Here is a 14,535-nt window from a genome sequence, read left to right on the forward strand (position 1 = left end):
AGTTTCGTCTCTTATACGAGTCGGGTCCAGTGAAAAGGGCTCTATCCGCCCGTCACCGGCGACGCCAGCAGCCACAGGCCGAACAGCGTGTAGGCGACCATGACGAGCGCCAGCGGCGCTTGGCTGATGACGGCGGCGCGATAGTCGGCGATCGCACGGCAGGCGAGTTCGTGCGCCAGGAGGATGCCGAGCACGTGGCCCACGACGATGCCGGCGGTCTGGGCGTTCCAGATCACGCGCACACCGTCATGCGTGTTCAGGAACGACGTGGTGACCATGGATTCGTCGTAGCCGAGCAGGTTCATGCCCGCATCGAACGGATCGGACGCGGCGGCCAGAGCATATTGCAGGTCGATCAGCACCGCCGTCAGATAATGCGAGAAATGAAAGCCGAGCGCGATCGGCATAATCGAGAAGACCAGCGTGCCGAAGAGCGCGACGAGCGAGCCGGGCCGCCCCGCGAGCAACCAGCCGAGCGCCGTGGCGACCATATAGACCGAGACGAGAACGACCCAGGACAGCAGCAGGCCGTAGGTGTTGATCCACACCACCGCCGAGCGGCCGGGGAATTCCAGCGGGTTGATGCCGTTGATGCCAAGCCACCAGAAGGTCTCCGACAGACCGTCGAAGGACTCCAGCGTCAGCGTCAGCAGCAGGAAGACGACGCCGCTCAGGGGTAGCGGCTCGCCGCCGATCAGGGCGGCGCCGGGCATCGCCAGCGACAGCCGCATTCGCCCCCCGTCGGCGGGCTCCCTATCGGCAGGCTGCCCGCTGGCAGGCTCCCAGACGAGCGGCGACAGGCGGGCGATGAAGCGAAAGAACACCGAAAACGGCTCCGCGCGGCCGAACCAGGCCTCGTCCCCGAACAGCAGCGCGGCGGCGAAGTTAACGAGCCAGTAGACTGAAACCGCCATGGCGAGGCGTTCGGGATCGGCCGGGGCGATGTTGATCTTCTCGAACCAGGCAAACGCCAGGAACTGGACGATCGCGAGCCCATAGCCCAGCCGCGGCGGAAGGGCGACCGGATGCCCGTCGGTGTGCCCGGCGCTCAGCCCGCCGAACAGGCGCCGCGCGAGCCGCAGCGGGCCGCTCCACGGATTGAGGTAGACCCAGAGGTTGCCGACGATCGCGGTCAGAATCGTGAAGACGATCCACCACAGGGTCCAGATCGTCAGCGGCAACGGATTTTCGAGGGGGTCGCGGGTGCCGTAGAACCCGGCAAACACCAGAACGACCAGAAAGGCGAAAGCGAGGAGGCTGGTGGCGACCGGGCTCGGCGGCCTGAGCGCAAGCAGCCTGAGCCGCGCATCGGCCAACCGGTCGGAAATGCCCTTGGGGATGAAGGCGAGCAGCAGGAAGGTCGCCAAGACCGCGACCGCGCCGGCGGTCATGTAGTAGCCGGTCGGCAGCAACAGGACGAAGGCGCGCTCGCTGGTATGCGCGAAGGCCGGCGCGGCCGGACCGACCGCACCCAGGACGGCCAGGACCGTCCCCGCCACTCGCGGCATGCGCCCCATCCGCACGGTCTTCACCCCCCGCTCGCTCTGTCGTTTTTTCAACGCTATCATTCGCTCGCGAACGGTCCAATCGGTTGCGCGCAGATGCGACGATATGGTGTCGAACGGCGCGCGTTTGATATCCGCGGGCGCGACTTCTATCGTTCGCGTCGGCACACGCATATGCGGGGATTCCCATGACTGAAGCCACCGACGACAGCGTCCTCATCGTCATCGACGTCCAGAACGATTTCTGCCCCGGCGGGGCGCTGGCCGTCGGCGACGGGCACGAGGTGGTTCCGGCGATCAACGAGATGATCCGGCGCTTCGAGCACGTGGTGCTGACCCAGGACTGGCATCCGGAAGGCCATTCCAGCTTCGCCTCCTTCCACGAGGGCAAAGAACCGTTCCATACGACCGAGATGCACTACGGCGAGCAGACGTTGTGGCCCGACCACTGTGTGCAGGGCACGGCCGGCGCCGACTTCCACCCCGAGCTTGCCTGGAACAAGGCGCAACTCATCATCCGCAAGGGCTTCCGACGCGGCATCGACAGCTACTCGGCCTTCTTCGAGAACGACCGCACGACGCCCACGGGTCTCAACGGCTACCTGCGCGAGCGCGGACTGACGAAACTCGTCCTCGCCGGTCTGGCGACGGACTTCTGCGTCGCCTATTCCGCCCTCGACGCCGCCAGGCTCGGGTTCGACACGACCGTGGTGATGGACGCCTGCCGGGCGATCGACCTGGACGGGTCGCTGGCGGCGGCGGAAGCGCAGATGCGCGAGGCGGGCGTGGTGCTGACGGAGTTCGAGGCGCTGCCGGCTTAAGGCGGAGCGGCCGGCCGGCAACACGCTCCGCCTGTCCTGCCTCTAGCGCCCGACACCGACATATTTGTGCACCAGCGACAGATCGCCGTGCAGGGCCTCGACGGCGACGGTGTCGCGGGTGCAGCCGTTCTCGATGAAGGCGACCCGGTCGGCGACCGGCAGAACGGCGTCGACGCGCTGCTCGACCAGGACGATGGCGACACCCTGGCCGCGCAGCCGGGACACGGAGTCCCGGATGGCCGCGATCATCGAGGGCATCAGCCCCTCGGTCGGCTCGTCGAGCAACAGAACCCTGGGCTCCAGGCACAGCGCGCGCGCCATTGCCAGCATCTGCTGCTCGCCGCCGCTCAGGGTTCCCGAGCGCTGCTTCAGCCGCTCTCGCAGGACCGGGAACAGGTCGAGTACGCGATCGCGGGTGTCGCGGCCCTTGTCTCGGGCCATCAGGCCGATCTCCAGGTTCTCGGCGACGCTCAGCTCGGCGAACAGGCGGCGGCCCTGCGGCACATAGGCGACGCCCTGCTTCGGCACCCTGTATGCCGGCAGCCTGGTCAGCTCGACGCCGTCGAGCGCGATCGATCCGGATCGCGGCTTCACCAGCCCCATGATCGCCTTCAGCGCCGTAGTCTTGCCGGCGCCGTTGCGGCCGAGCATGCAGAGCACCTCACCGGCGTCGACGCTCAGCGAGAGGTCGCGCAGGATATGGACGTCCCCGTACCAGGCATTGATGTCCTTCACCTCCAGCATCGCCGGCCTCACGTCCCCAGATAGGCGCGCTGAACGGCTTCGTCGGCGCGGATCTCGTCCGGCGTTCCCTCCGACAGGATGGTGCCGTTGTTCATGACGGTGATACGGCTCGCCAGGTCCATGACGACGCCCATGTTGTGCTCGATCAGGAGCACGGTCGCATCCTTCGCGATCTCGCGGACGAGATCGCAGAAGCCGGCGATCTCGGCATCGGACAGGCCTTGCGTCGGCTCGTCGAGGATCAAGAGCTTCGGACTGAGCGCCAGCCCCATCGCCACTTCGAGAAGCCGCTGGTGGCCGTAGGACAGCGCCGAGGCCCTGGCGTCGTGGCGATCGGTCAGGCCGACGCGATCGAGCGCGTCGGCGACGCGCGTGGTCATCTCGCGCTCGTCGAGCCAGAGGCCGGAGCCGCCCGCCCGCTGCATGCTGTTCTGGACGGCAAGCGCGACGTTGTCGAAGACGGTCAGGTTGCCGAAGATCGAGGTGATCTGGAACGTGTAGGCGATGCCGAGGCCGACCCGCCTGAACGCCGGCATGGCGGAGATGTCACGCCCCTCGAAGGCGATGCTGCCCGCCGTCGGCAGGACGCGGCCGCAGATCAGGCTGACGAAGGTGGTCTTGCCGGCGCCGTTCGGGCCGATGATCGCACGGATCTCGCCGGCGTCGAGGCTGAAGCTGACGCCGTCGACGGCACGCAGGCCGTCGAAATAGCGGCACAGACCCTCCGTGCGAAGCAGCGTCACGGCAGCCATGGCAGCCTCTTCTCGCGCAGGGTGCCGAGCAGGCCCTTGGGAAACCAGACGACGAGGCCGAGCAGGGCAACGCCGACCACCAGCATGTAGGCGGAGGTGTAGCCGCTGGCGAAATCGACCAGGTAGAACATCAGCAGCGTGCCGACGAGCGGGCCGAGCACGGTGCCGACGCCGCCGAGCAGAACCCACAGAAGCGGCAGGATCGAATACTGGATCGAGGCGAAAGTGGCGCCGACATAGGCGAACATCAGGCCGTAGGCGGCACCGGCCGTCGCGGCGAAGGTGCCGGAGACCACGAGGGCGAACAGCTTGGCGCGGAACGTGTCGTAGCCGAGCATGCGGGCGCGCTCCTCGTTCTCGCGGATGGCGACGAGAACGCGACCCATCGGCGAGCGCACCAGCGCTAGGCTCAGCAGCACGGCGACCGCGAGCAGCCCGAGCGCCAGGTTGTAGCGCACCGTCGCGCTGGTCAGGTCCAGGGTCAGGCCGAACAGATGCGCGGCGCGGATATCGCCGGTCAGCACGATGCCCTCGTCGCCGCGGGTGAACGCGCCGAAATAGAGCACGATCAGGTAGCCGGCCTGGGCGAACATCATGGTGACGATCATGAAGGCGACGCCGGTGGTGCGCAGCGCGATCAGGCCGATCCCGGCCGAGAGGACGAGGCCCGAGACGATGCCGGCGACGAAGGCCGCCGGGACGCCGAAGGACAGGTAGGTCGCCGTCAGCCCGGCGCCGTAGAGGCCGGCGGCGAAGAACATGGCGTGGCCGAGGCTCAGCAGGCCGGTGTAGCCGAACAGGATGTTGTAGCCGACGGCGTAGACCGCGAGCACCATGACGCGGGCAAGGCTCAGGTGCTGATAATCGCCGACCACGAACTGGACGAGGAACAGCGCCGCGATCACGGCGAGATGCAGCAGCACGGCGCGGTCGGCACCGCGCGGCCGCGACATCGTGCGCGCGTCCAGGCCCGTGCTCATCGCGACGTCCTCCCGAACAGGCCCTGCGGCCGCACGACGAGGACGAGGGCGACGAGCAGGGTGGCGAGGATCTTGGCCAGCGTCGGCGAGAAGAACACCGAGATGATGCCGTCGCTGAGGCCGATGATGATCGCAGCGACCACCGTGCCGAGGATCGAGCCCAGCCCGCCGATGATGACGACGATGAAGGACAGCAGCAGCGGATCGCCGCCCATCAGGTAGTGCGCCTGCTGGATCGGCACGATCAGCACGGCGGCGGTGGCGGCCAGCATGGCGCCGATGGCGAAGACCACCGCGTAGACCCTGTCGACGGGAATGCCGAAGGCCTGCGCCGTCTCGCGGTCGTACTGGGTGGCGCGCATGACGAGGCCGAGGCGGGTCTTTGTCAGCACGAACCAGGTGGCGATGAGCAGCACGGCGGAAGCGACGACGACGACGAGCTTGTAGCCGGAATAGCCGAACCAGGGGAACACGACCCGGAAATGGACGGGCGCCTCGACCGGCCGGGCGTCGGCGCCGTAGAAGGTCAGTGCCAGCTGCTGGATGATGTAGAGGATGCCGATGGTGGCGACGATGGTCGCCTCCGGATCGTAGTTGATACGCTTCAGAACCGTGCGCTCGCACACGAGCGCGACGGCACCGACGATGAGCGGGCTGAGGACCAGCGCGGCGAGGAAGCCGACCGCCGGGTGGCCGGCAAGCATGCTGGCGATCCACCAGGCCAGCACCGCGCCGAGCATGAAGAACTCGCCATGCGCGACGTTGACGATGCGCATGACGCCGAACACCAGCGATAGGCCGAGCGCGGTGAGCGCCAGCACCGCGGCGGTGACGGTTCCCTCCAGAACGGCGAGAAACAGGTAGGGTCCGAAATCCAAGGGCGGTCTCTTTCAGACTGGAAACGCGCGATCATGGCCGTATCGCGACGGACGACTGACTTCTCTCCGCTCATTCCCGCGAAGGCGGGACTCTAGGGCCGCTTGCTCCGCGCTTGCCGCTTCCGGATTCCCGCCTTCGCGGGAATGAGTGGGAGACGGAGAGGCCGGAAATTCCGGCCCCTCCGGTGCAAAGAGGATCCCGTCCTACAACGGCATCTTGGTGTAGTCGGTGTCGTTCTCGTACATGCCATCCTCGATCGAGGTGCGGTGCACGACGTCGAGCGTGGCGTTGGCCACCTGCGAGATGTTCTGATGCCCGAAAACCTGGTGCATCTTGCCGTTGAACACCTTGTCGCCCTGCGGATGCTGATTGCTCCACGGGATGTCGGTGATCGCCTCGGTCGCCTCGACCAGCGCGGCCTTGTCCTTCGGCCCCTTGTAGCCCGATGCCTCGACCGCCTGTTTGATCGTGTAGAGCGTCTCCCAACAGCCGAACATGTGCGAGTAGGTCGAGATATCCTTGGGATCGTTGACCGACGCACCGTCGTCGTTGACGCCGACCGCCTGGCGATAGTGCTTGTCGTACGGCGTCTGGTCGGCCTGTGCGTAGCGCGGGTAGCCTTCCCAGAAATAGGTGCCTTCCAGGAATTCGAGCCCCGGGCTCGCCAGCGGCACGGCCTCGAGCGAGTCGATGAAGCCGAAGAGCTCCGGACGGTTCGAGCCGAAGTGTTCGCCGAGCTCCTTGACGAAGGTGAGCACGCCCGGACCGACCATGACGTGATAGAGCACCTCGGTGGAGGACGGGATCTTCGGGAAGTACTTGGTGTAGGACGTCTCCGTCGGCGGGATCGGGATCAGCTCGACGATCTCGCCGCCCTGCTTCTTCATCGCCTCGGAGAAATAGTCGCGGTGATCATGACCGAACGCGTAGTCCGGATAGATCATCGTCACCTTCTTGCCGAGGTTGCCGGCGACCCACGGGGCCATCGACATCACCTGCGAGCGCACGTCGGTGATACCGGGCTGGAAGGTGTAGCGGTTCAGGGCGCCGGAGGCGACGTGGTAGCCTTCGGAGACGACGTAATAGGGCAGCTTCAGCTCGCCGGCGCGCGGGGCCGAGCCCATCACGACGTGCGAGAACAATGTGCCGAAGGCGATATCGACTCCGTGCTGGGTCGCGAACTTCTCGACCATCTCGGCGCCGCGCTTGGGATCGGTGCCGTCATCCTCGGCGACGATCTCGATCTGCCGGCCGGCGATGCCGCCATTGGCGTTGATCTCGGCGACGCAGGCGTTGACGACGCGCTCGTACCAGCGGCCGTAGGCGGCGCCGATGCCGGTGCGATGGACCTGGAAACCGAGCTTCAGGGGTTCGGAGGTCTGCGCCTGGACGTACCGCACGGCGCCCGGCGCGACCTGCGCGGCGGCGGCCGCGGCGCCGGTCGCCGCGAGGCCCTTGAGAGCCGAGCGACGGGTGATGATGCTGGACGGGGCGGACGTTTTCTTCTTCGAATCACTCATGGTGCCATTCCCTCTGTTCTGGCCGATCCGCCGGCTCGTTCCTGGCCGGATCGGACCGGTCCCGTGCGGAACCATTCGAATACGAGCAGATTTTCACTCTTTTCGGAAGCTGCTCTCTCCCGGTTCGGGCCGGCCGGCACGATACTCCTCCTCAGCGCTGGCCGTCCCATTTGGATATCTCCGATGCCTTGAGGCCGCCGACACGGGCATGCGGGCGGCCGCCGGTGGCCATAACCAGCACGAACATCATTTCGTCGGGTCGCGGGGCGTCGGCGACCGTCACGGTGATGGCGTCGAAATGGCTGCGCACGTAGCACGCGTCCTTGTGGTGGATCGGGATGTCGATCGCGGTGCCCATGGCGCCGAGCTTCGCCGTGGACGGGACGATCGCGAGAGCCTGGCCGAGCAGCTCGCGCATCGCATAGCCGCCGGGCACGTGCCACAGCGCCCCATGCTCAATCTCGCCGTCGACGCCGACAAGCGCGCCCTTGCCGTAGGCCTCGACCGTGCCGACGTCGCCACCGATCGCGGCGACGAGGCGCCTGGAACAGTCGAGACCCATCGGTTTCAGGTCGTCCATAAAGCTTTCGATGTCGGGTTCGTATCGTCCGGCAAAGGGATTGGCAATGACACAGGCGATCCATCCCCGGCGCACCGGTTCGGCGAGCGGCGGACCGCCGCCGTGCCAGATATCCTCGACACCAGTGACGATCTTGCGGACGTCGACGCTCATGCGGCTCTCCCCTGAATTGACCTTAGATGGCCTTCGTTCAATGCGACGACTTCGCCGCGCAGCATCAGCGCCGCGTCGACAATCAGTCCACGGGCCCGATAGTCGCGCGCGCGGGCGAGACCGCCTTCGAGCGCGGCACGGATCGCCGCGCGCGACAGGTCGCCGGCCGCGACCGTGACCAGGCGGTCGCCAAGGTCGCTGTCGGGATCGAGTTCGGAGGCCGGCAGGCGATGAACCGCCGGATGATCCAGATCGACGGCATTGGCGATCAGCGTCGCCGCGACATCGGCGCCGGCCGCGTCCGTGGCCAGCACGGTGACGGAATCGGCGATGCCCAGCGATCGCGAACGGCCGTGGGCGCCGGAGGTGGCGATACCGCCGATACCGTCGCCGGAGCCGATCCGCACGACGCCGTTCACGCCCGGCAGGATGCCGCGCCCGAAGTCGCCGGCCACGCCGACGTCGAGCGTCGTGGCGCCATCGGCGCCGGGCGCGCAATGAACGGCGATGTCGCCGCCGTCATTGACGAAGGCGCGGGTCAGCGGCGCCGCATCCAGCATCGCCGCCAGCAGCTCGTCGGCGACGGAGCCGGCGACGGCGGCCATCGGCGTGACGAAGGTCCCGGCGAACGGCGCGCACGCCGCCTGCATGCGCCGGCCGACCGGGCTCTCCGGCGTCTGCCCGGCACCGAGCGGCGCGCGCAGAACCGGCAACTCGCCGCAGAGCTCCGGGAGGATATCGGGGAAGCGCGCCGCAACCGCACGATAGGCTTCGCCGATTTCCTCCGGCGCGCCCCAGGCGCGCAGGACCACGTCGATCGGCCCGTGCGAGAGGTGCAACCTGCCGCCCGCCAAGGCCCGGATCCGAGCGGCGTCGGCCAGCATGGTCAGCTCCCTATCCGGCTCAACAGGTCGAGGAGCGTTCTGGATTCCTCCTCGTTGAGGGGCGCGAGCGTCTCGCGCGAGACCTCGCCGGCGACCGACATCATCCGGCTGATCGCCTCGCGGCCGGTTTGGGTCAACTCCAGCATGACGAGGCGGGCATCGTTCGGGTCGGTCGACTGGACGATGTAGTCCTGCTTGATCAGGCGGTTGACGACGCCCCAGATCGTCGCCGGGTCCATCGCCGTCAGCCGGCCGAGCTCGTTCTGCGAGACGCGCCCCACCTCGTCGAGCCGGGCGAGCGCGGCGAACTGGGTCGGCGTCACCTTGAACTCGCCCATGACGGAATTGAAGATCTGGGTGGCGCGTTGGTGCGCCCGGCGCAGCACGAAGCCGATCTGCGGATCAAGCTTGTAGCCTGCCGGGTCGTGACGGCTCGGCGGCGCGGCGGTTTCGCTGGCAGCGGCCATCACCCGGCTCCTCCGGTCCCGGTTCCCCCGGTCTCGTTGCCACCCGATCTGGCGCCCCCTTTGGTAGTGCCCCCCGACTTCGTCCCGGCGCCTTTCTGGAACGGCCACGGGTTGCCGCCGTGCCAGGCCTCGACGCGCGCCTCCGGTGCGACGGCGCGCAGGATGTCGTCGATCGAGACGGCATCGGAAGCATGGCCGCCGAGCGTCTCGTAGAGCGCGGCGGGCAGCGTGAACTCGATCGGCGCGACGATCGCCGGCGTCGGCACGTAGCCGAACGAGCCCTTCGGCATATGCGTCACGTCGGCCATGACGGTGATGCCGCCGCCCGGCCACAGATAAACCGGCGCGCCGCCCATGGTGACGCGCGTCTCGCCGGCGGCCACCGAGCGGGTCAGCAGCACCGGGTTCTCGGTCACGCCGGCGCGCAGCGATCCGCCGGCACCGGCCATGAACACGACGGAGCACAGCGACGGCTCGCAGTTCTCGCCGATCCGGTCGACGACGGCGCGCACGGCGGACGGCATCTCGGCGGGCACCGGAACGAGGTTTTCGTCGAGCACGCAGTAGAGCGCGTCCTCGCCGGTGGTCGAGGTCATCAGCAGGCGCAGACCGGGCCAGGCCGTTGCCGGATCGATTTTCGATATGATCTCGAGCGGTTCGGTGATGTCGGTGCCGCCCCAGCCGAGCCCGGGCTGGGCGACCTGGAAATAACGGCCGGGCGTCGAGCGGCGTCCGCGCACGCGGATACCGGAGGCGGGCATCTGCAGCACCTTGCCGGCCTGGTGCTCGGTGAGGACGCCGGTGATGTGGTCGTCGACGACGATCACCTCGTCGACATGGCCGAGCCATTGCCTGGCGAAGATGCCGACGGCGGCGGAGCCGCAGCCGACGCGCATGCGCTCTTCCCGATGGCCATCAACGATCGGAGCATGCCCGGCCTGGACGACGACCTCGTGGCCGCCGTCGATCGTCAGCGTCACCGGATCGCCGGCGCACAGATCCATCAGGGCACGGCAGGTGACGTTGCCTTCCTTTTTGGACCCACCGGTGAGATGGCGGACACCGCCGATGGACAGCATTTGCGAGCCGTATTCGGCCGTTGTCACGTGGCCGATCTGCTCACCGTTCGCGCGCACCGGGGCCGTCTCCGGGCCGAGGTGGCGGTCGGTGTCGATCTTCACCTTGACGCCGCAGTAGCTGAAGATGCCTTCGGTGACGACGGTGACCGTGTCGACGCCGTCATGCTCCGCGGCGACGATGAAGGGCGCCGGCTTGTAGTCGGGATAGGTGGTGCCGGACCCGACGCCGGTGACGAAGGTGCGCTCGGGGTCGAGCAGCTTGCCGTCCCAACCGGCATCGGCGAAGGGCACGAGATCGCCGCCCGTTTCGAGGGCCTTTTCCAGCAGCAGCACCGGATCGACGCGGACGAGGTGGCCGTCTTCGTTGGCGTAGCGGTCGCAGGCGCCGGCGCGCCCCGGCTTGATGCGGCACAGCACCGGGCAGGCGTCGCAGCGGATGACGCCGCCCTCCTCCGCGGCACCGAACTGCTTCGAGCGGGCCTCGGCGGACAACCGGTCGGTCGCGGGGCTTTTGTCGATCGTCGTCACGCGGCGCCCTCCTTCTCGCGCAGCGCTTGCCACAGGCGGTGCGGCAGCACCGGCACCCGGCGGATCGTGACGCCCGTGGCGTGGCGGATCGCGCCGAGGATCGCCGGCGGCGTGGCGATCAGCGCAGGCTCGCCGACGCCCTTCGCGCCGTAGGGCCCGGTCGGCTCGGCGTCCTCGATCAGGTAGGCCTTGATCGGCGGAATGTCGCCGACCGTCGGGATCAGGTAGTCGTGCAGGTTCTCGGTGCGGCCGGGAATGTATTCCTCCATCAGCGCCAGGCCGAGCCCCTGGGCGATGCCGCCGTGGATCTGGCCTTCGGTCAGCGTCGGGTTGATGGCGCGGCCGACGTCATGGGCGGCGACGATCTCGATCACCGTCACCGTTCCCAGGCGCAGATCGACCTCGACCTCGGCCATCTGCGCGGCGAAACCGTAGGTGCCGTAGGGGCTGCCCTGCCCGTTCTCGTCGAGCGGGGTCGCCGGCGGGTCCCAGGTCCCCAGGCCTTCGAGCACGGTGCCCTCGGTATCGGCGTTAAGCGCGGTGAGGTCGATGACGTGCGCCGCCTGGCCGTCGGCGATGGTGACCCTGTCGCCACGAAGGCTCAGCACCGCGTCCTCGCCGGCATTGACGAGCTTGAGGATCCGGGCGCGCAGATCCTCGCCGGCAAGGCGCGCGGCGTTGCCCGAAACGTAGGTCTGCCGGGACGCCGACGTCTTGCCGGCGTCATGGGTGAGATCGGTGTCGCCGACCACCATGTCGAAACAGTCTGTCGGCAGGCCGAGCCCGTCGGCGGCCATCTGCAGCAGCACCGTCGAAGAGCCCTGGCCGATGTCGACGGCGCCGTTGAAGAAGGTCAGCCGTCCGTCGCTGCCCAGCGTGATGCGCATCGTCGACGGGTTGGCGACTGAGGTATTGCCGCAGCCATACCACATGCAGCCGATGCCGACGCCGCGGCGTCGGCGACCGTCGCCGCCGGCGTTGACTTCGGCGACGCGCGCCAGCGCCGCGTCCCAGTCGGGCTTCAGGACATCCAGGCATTCGGGCAGGCCGGCTGATGCATGCAGCGTCTGGCCGGACGGCGTCTTGTCGCCGTTGCCGATGGCGTTGATGCGGCGGATCTGCCAGCGGTCAATGCCGAGCGTCTCGGCCAGATCGTCGAGCAGGGTTTCGTGCGCGATCGCCGCCTGCGGGATGCCGAAGCCACGGAAGGCGCCTGAGGGCGTCTCGTTGGTGTAGATCGCGCGGGCGATGTTCAGGACGTTCGGCACCGTATAGGGGCCGGTGCCATGGACCGGAACGCGGCCGGCGACCGTCGGGCCCCAAGACGCGTAGGCACCGGTATTGAAGTCGCCTTCCAGTTCGTAGGTGCGCAGGCGACCGTCGCTGTCGGCGGAGGCGCGCGCCCAGAGTCGGGAGGGATGGCGCTTCGGCGTCGAGGCCATCGACTCGGTGCGGGTATAGACGACGCGCACCGGCCTGCCGGTCACCCGCGCGGCGACCGCCAGCAGCGGCTGCACCGAGACGTCGAGCTTGCCGCCGAAGCCGCCGCCGCAGGCGGTCGGCCTGATGCGGACCTTCGCGGCGTCGACGCCGAGCACACGGGCGGTCTCCTCCAAATCCATGTAAGGCGCCTGCGTGCAGACGGTGACTTCCACGCGGTCGCCGACGGCGACGGCGAAGCCGGCTTCCGGCTCGATATAGGCGTGTTCGACGAAGGCCGTCTCGAAGCGGCCCTCGGTGACGGCCGCCGCCGTCGGCCGCGCCGCCTCGACATCGCCGCACATGAGCCGGCCGGCGGCGAGCACGTTGTCGGGCTTGCCCGCGTGTACCGCGGCGGTACCGGTGGCGCGCGCCTGCTCGACGCCGACGATCGGCGTTTCCGCCGCCCACGCGATCGGCAGATCGGCGTCGCTCAGGGCGTCGACGGCGTCCCTGGTGCCGACCAGCGCCAGGACCGCCTCGCCGCGGAAGCGGACCTGGCCCTCGGCGAAGACCGGCTGGTCGCGGGTGTGCGGGAAGATGCCGAAGCGGTTCTCGCCGGGAACGTCCTTGTGGGTCAGGATCGCTTCGAGGCCCGGCGTCGCGGCGAGAACCGCATCGAGATCGCCGAGCGTGAAGGTCGCGCGTGCGTGCGGCGAGCGGACGACGCGCATCCACAGGGCATCGGCGGGCGCCTCGTCGGCGCCGAACCGGTCGGTGCCGGCGACCTTGGCCCAGCCGTCGACGCGGGCGATGCGGGCGCCGACGGCGTTTCCGCCCGCGGCCGTCGGCGTCTCGAGGACCCTGCCTTCGGCGACGTCCATGATCGCATCGACGATCTTCAGGTACCCGGTGCAGCGACAGAGCACGCCGCCGAGCGCGTCTTCGACTTCGGCACGCGAGGTCTCGGGCTGACGGGCGAGATGGTCGGTCGCCGCCATCAGCATGCCCGGAGTGCAGATGCCGCATTGAGCGGCGCCGTGCGCCAGAAACGCCTTGCGCAGCTTATCGGTGAGACCGTCCGGTCCGGGTCCTTCTACCGTCTCGATCGTCGCGCCTTCGGCCTGTCCGGTCGCGACGAGGCAGGCGCAGACCTGCTCGCCGTCCAGACGAACGGTGCAGGCACCGCAATCGCCGGCATCGCAGCCGATCTTCGTGCCTGTCAGGCCCAGCCTGTCGCGTAGCGTGTTGGCCAGGCTGGCGAAAGGATCGGCGGAAACGGTCACGGCGTCGCCGTTGACGGTGAAGCGGATCGCGGTCGTTGCCGTCTGCGCCTTGTCGAGCATCACGCCGCACTCCGCCGGCCCGTGCCGGTCAATTGTGAAAGGGCGTCGCGGACCGCGTCGATGGCGGCGGACGCGCGAAACGCCGCGGAGCCGCGCACATCGTCGATGGGCGCCAGACCCGCAAACTGGTTCGCCGAAACGAAATCCGGCGCGGCGGCGAGCGGCCGGCCGACGAGGCCCGCCTCCAACGCCTCCAGCCGTTGCGCGACCGCCGAGCAGGCGCCGACGGCGACGCGGGCATGGGTGACGATGCCGGCCTCGTCGGCAGCGAGGACCGCGGCGACCATGACGATCGAGATGACGAGATAGCGCCGGGCGCCGAGCTTGACGAAGGCGCCGCGGGCGCCCGCCGGGGGATGCGGCACGATTATCGCCGTGACGATCTCGTCGGACCCGCAGACCGTGTGCCGGTAGGCATCGATGAAATCGGCCATCGGCACGGTGCGGCGGCCGCGCGGCGAAGCGATCTCGATCTGGGCGTCGAGGCTGAGCAGGCAGGGGATGCCGTCGCCGGCGGGAGAGGCGGTGCAGATGTTGCCGACCAGCGTGCCGCGGTTCTGCACCTGCGCACCGCCGATATCGCGGGAGGCCGCCCGATACCCGGCGAAGGCGTCCGGCAGATCGGCGCCACGCAACCGGGACCAGGTCGCAAGCGCGCCGAACCGCAGACCATCGGCGGTCTGTTCCATTCCCCTCAACTCTTCGATCGCGGAAATGTCGAGGATATCGTCGCGGCGCATATCGCCCCAGCCGACACGGTTCGCGCGCGCGGGGTAGACATCGGTGCCGCCGGCCAGGATCGTCACCGGCCGGCGCGCGCGGATTTCCAGTGCTTCGTCGAGGGTCGCAGGTCGGAAATAGATCGCCATTCCGCTCTC

Annotated in this window: 13 protein-coding genes; 1 reads left to right on the forward strand and 12 read right to left on the reverse strand. The window is 68.5% G+C overall.

Annotated elements, in window-relative coordinates; genetic code table 11:
* Positions 1-41: 41 nt before the first annotated feature.
* Complete coding sequence (locus tag ACSF9G_RS17120; protein WP_436643338.1) at positions 42-1,508, reverse strand: hypothetical protein; 1,467 nt, start codon at positions 1,506-1,508, stop codon at positions 42-44.
* Positions 1,509-1,693: 185 nt separating this feature from the next.
* On the opposite strand from ACSF9G_RS17120, the gene pncA reads away from it, so the two are divergent.
* A complete protein-coding gene (gene pncA, locus ACSF9G_RS17125) occupies positions 1,694-2,326 on the forward strand; it encodes a bifunctional nicotinamidase/pyrazinamidase (RefSeq protein WP_436643339.1) in 633 nt (210 codons plus the stop codon).
* A gap of 42 nt (positions 2,327-2,368) precedes the next feature.
* Here pncA and ACSF9G_RS17130 read toward each other — a convergent pair whose 3' ends face one another.
* The 11 genes from ACSF9G_RS17130 to ACSF9G_RS17180 form a co-directional block, all read right to left on the reverse strand.
* The gene (locus ACSF9G_RS17130) at positions 2,369-3,070 is read right to left on the reverse strand and encodes an ABC transporter ATP-binding protein (RefSeq protein WP_436643340.1); all 702 of its coding nucleotides are present in this window, start codon (positions 3,068-3,070) and stop codon (positions 2,369-2,371) included.
* Between the two features lie 8 nt (positions 3,071-3,078).
* Positions 3,079-3,822: an ABC transporter ATP-binding protein gene (locus tag ACSF9G_RS17135; RefSeq protein ID WP_436643341.1), complete on the reverse strand. Its 744-nt coding sequence runs from the start codon at positions 3,820-3,822 to the stop codon at positions 3,079-3,081.
* Positions 3,810-4,802, reverse strand: coding sequence for a branched-chain amino acid ABC transporter permease (locus ACSF9G_RS17140; RefSeq protein ID WP_436643342.1), 993 nt, complete (start codon positions 4,800-4,802; stop codon positions 3,810-3,812). The genes ACSF9G_RS17135 and ACSF9G_RS17140 overlap by 13 nt, the downstream gene beginning before the upstream one ends.
* Positions 4,799-5,680 (reverse strand): branched-chain amino acid ABC transporter permease, encoded by an 882-nt coding sequence (locus tag ACSF9G_RS17145; RefSeq protein WP_436643343.1) that lies wholly within the window; start codon positions 5,678-5,680, stop codon positions 4,799-4,801. The genes ACSF9G_RS17140 and ACSF9G_RS17145 overlap by 4 nt, the downstream gene beginning before the upstream one ends.
* A gap of 204 nt (positions 5,681-5,884) precedes the next feature.
* Positions 5,885-7,201 carry an ABC transporter substrate-binding protein gene (locus tag ACSF9G_RS17150; protein ID WP_436643344.1) on the reverse strand — a complete coding sequence of 439 codons (1,317 nt, stop codon included), beginning with the start codon at positions 7,199-7,201 and terminating at the stop codon, positions 5,885-5,887.
* A gap of 151 nt (positions 7,202-7,352) precedes the next feature.
* Entirely contained in the window at positions 7,353-7,934 is a 582-nt protein-coding gene (locus tag ACSF9G_RS17155) for an amino acid synthesis family protein (protein WP_436643345.1), read from the reverse strand.
* Positions 7,931-8,818 carry a UPF0280 family protein gene (locus ACSF9G_RS17160; protein ID WP_436643346.1) on the reverse strand — a complete coding sequence of 296 codons (888 nt, stop codon included), beginning with the start codon at positions 8,816-8,818 and terminating at the stop codon, positions 7,931-7,933. Before ACSF9G_RS17160 ends, ACSF9G_RS17155 begins: the two co-directional genes overlap by 4 nt.
* A 2-nt stretch (positions 8,819-8,820) precedes the next feature.
* Positions 8,821-9,285 (reverse strand): MarR family winged helix-turn-helix transcriptional regulator, encoded by a 465-nt coding sequence (locus tag ACSF9G_RS17165; protein ID WP_436643347.1) that lies wholly within the window; start codon positions 9,283-9,285, stop codon positions 8,821-8,823.
* On the reverse strand, positions 9,285-10,856 hold the full coding sequence (locus ACSF9G_RS17170) for a 6-hydroxynicotinate reductase (RefSeq protein ID WP_436644021.1): 1,572 nt from the start codon (positions 10,854-10,856) through the stop codon (positions 9,285-9,287). Before ACSF9G_RS17170 ends, ACSF9G_RS17165 begins: the two co-directional genes overlap by 1 nt.
* Before the next feature lie 32 nt (positions 10,857-10,888).
* Positions 10,889-13,657, reverse strand: a complete 2,769-nt coding sequence (locus ACSF9G_RS17175) for a molybdopterin-dependent oxidoreductase (RefSeq protein WP_436644022.1) — start codon at positions 13,655-13,657, stop codon at positions 10,889-10,891.
* Positions 13,657-14,526: an FAD binding domain-containing protein gene (locus tag ACSF9G_RS17180; RefSeq protein WP_436643348.1), complete on the reverse strand. Its 870-nt coding sequence runs from the start codon at positions 14,524-14,526 to the stop codon at positions 13,657-13,659. Before ACSF9G_RS17180 ends, ACSF9G_RS17175 begins: the two co-directional genes overlap by 1 nt.
* Between the last annotated feature and the right edge of the window lie 9 nt (positions 14,527-14,535).

The organism is Microbaculum mangrovi, from assembly GCF_051390635.1.
In the GTDB taxonomy this organism is placed as follows: domain Bacteria; phylum Pseudomonadota; class Alphaproteobacteria; order Rhizobiales; family Tepidamorphaceae; genus Microbaculum.

Coding starts and splice junctions, on each gene's coding strand:
- pncA (WP_436643339.1), top strand. CDS start 1,694: ATGACTGAAGCCACCGACGACAGCGTCCTCATCGTCATCGACGTCCAG.
- ACSF9G_RS17175 (WP_436644022.1), bottom strand. CDS start 13,657: ATGCTCGACAAGGCGCAGACGGCAACGACCGCGATCCGCTTCACCGTC.
- ACSF9G_RS17130 (WP_436643340.1), bottom strand. CDS start 3,070: ATGCTGGAGGTGAAGGACATCAATGCCTGGTACGGGGACGTCCATATC.
- ACSF9G_RS17160 (WP_436643346.1), bottom strand. CDS start 8,818: ATGCTGGCCGACGCCGCTCGGATCCGGGCCTTGGCGGGCGGCAGGTTG.
- ACSF9G_RS17140 (WP_436643342.1), bottom strand. CDS start 4,802: ATGAGCACGGGCCTGGACGCGCGCACGATGTCGCGGCCGCGCGGTGCC.
- ACSF9G_RS17150 (WP_436643344.1), bottom strand. CDS start 7,201: ATGAGTGATTCGAAGAAGAAAACGTCCGCCCCGTCCAGCATCATCACC.
- ACSF9G_RS17155 (WP_436643345.1), bottom strand. CDS start 7,934: ATGAGCGTCGACGTCCGCAAGATCGTCACTGGTGTCGAGGATATCTGG.
- ACSF9G_RS17180 (WP_436643348.1), bottom strand. CDS start 14,526: ATGGCGATCTATTTCCGACCTGCGACCCTCGACGAAGCACTGGAAATC.
- ACSF9G_RS17165 (WP_436643347.1), bottom strand. CDS start 9,285: ATGGCCGCTGCCAGCGAAACCGCCGCGCCGCCGAGCCGTCACGACCCG.
- ACSF9G_RS17120 (WP_436643338.1), bottom strand. CDS start 1,508: ATGCCGCGAGTGGCGGGGACGGTCCTGGCCGTCCTGGGTGCGGTCGGT.
- ACSF9G_RS17135 (WP_436643341.1), bottom strand. CDS start 3,822: ATGGCTGCCGTGACGCTGCTTCGCACGGAGGGTCTGTGCCGCTATTTC.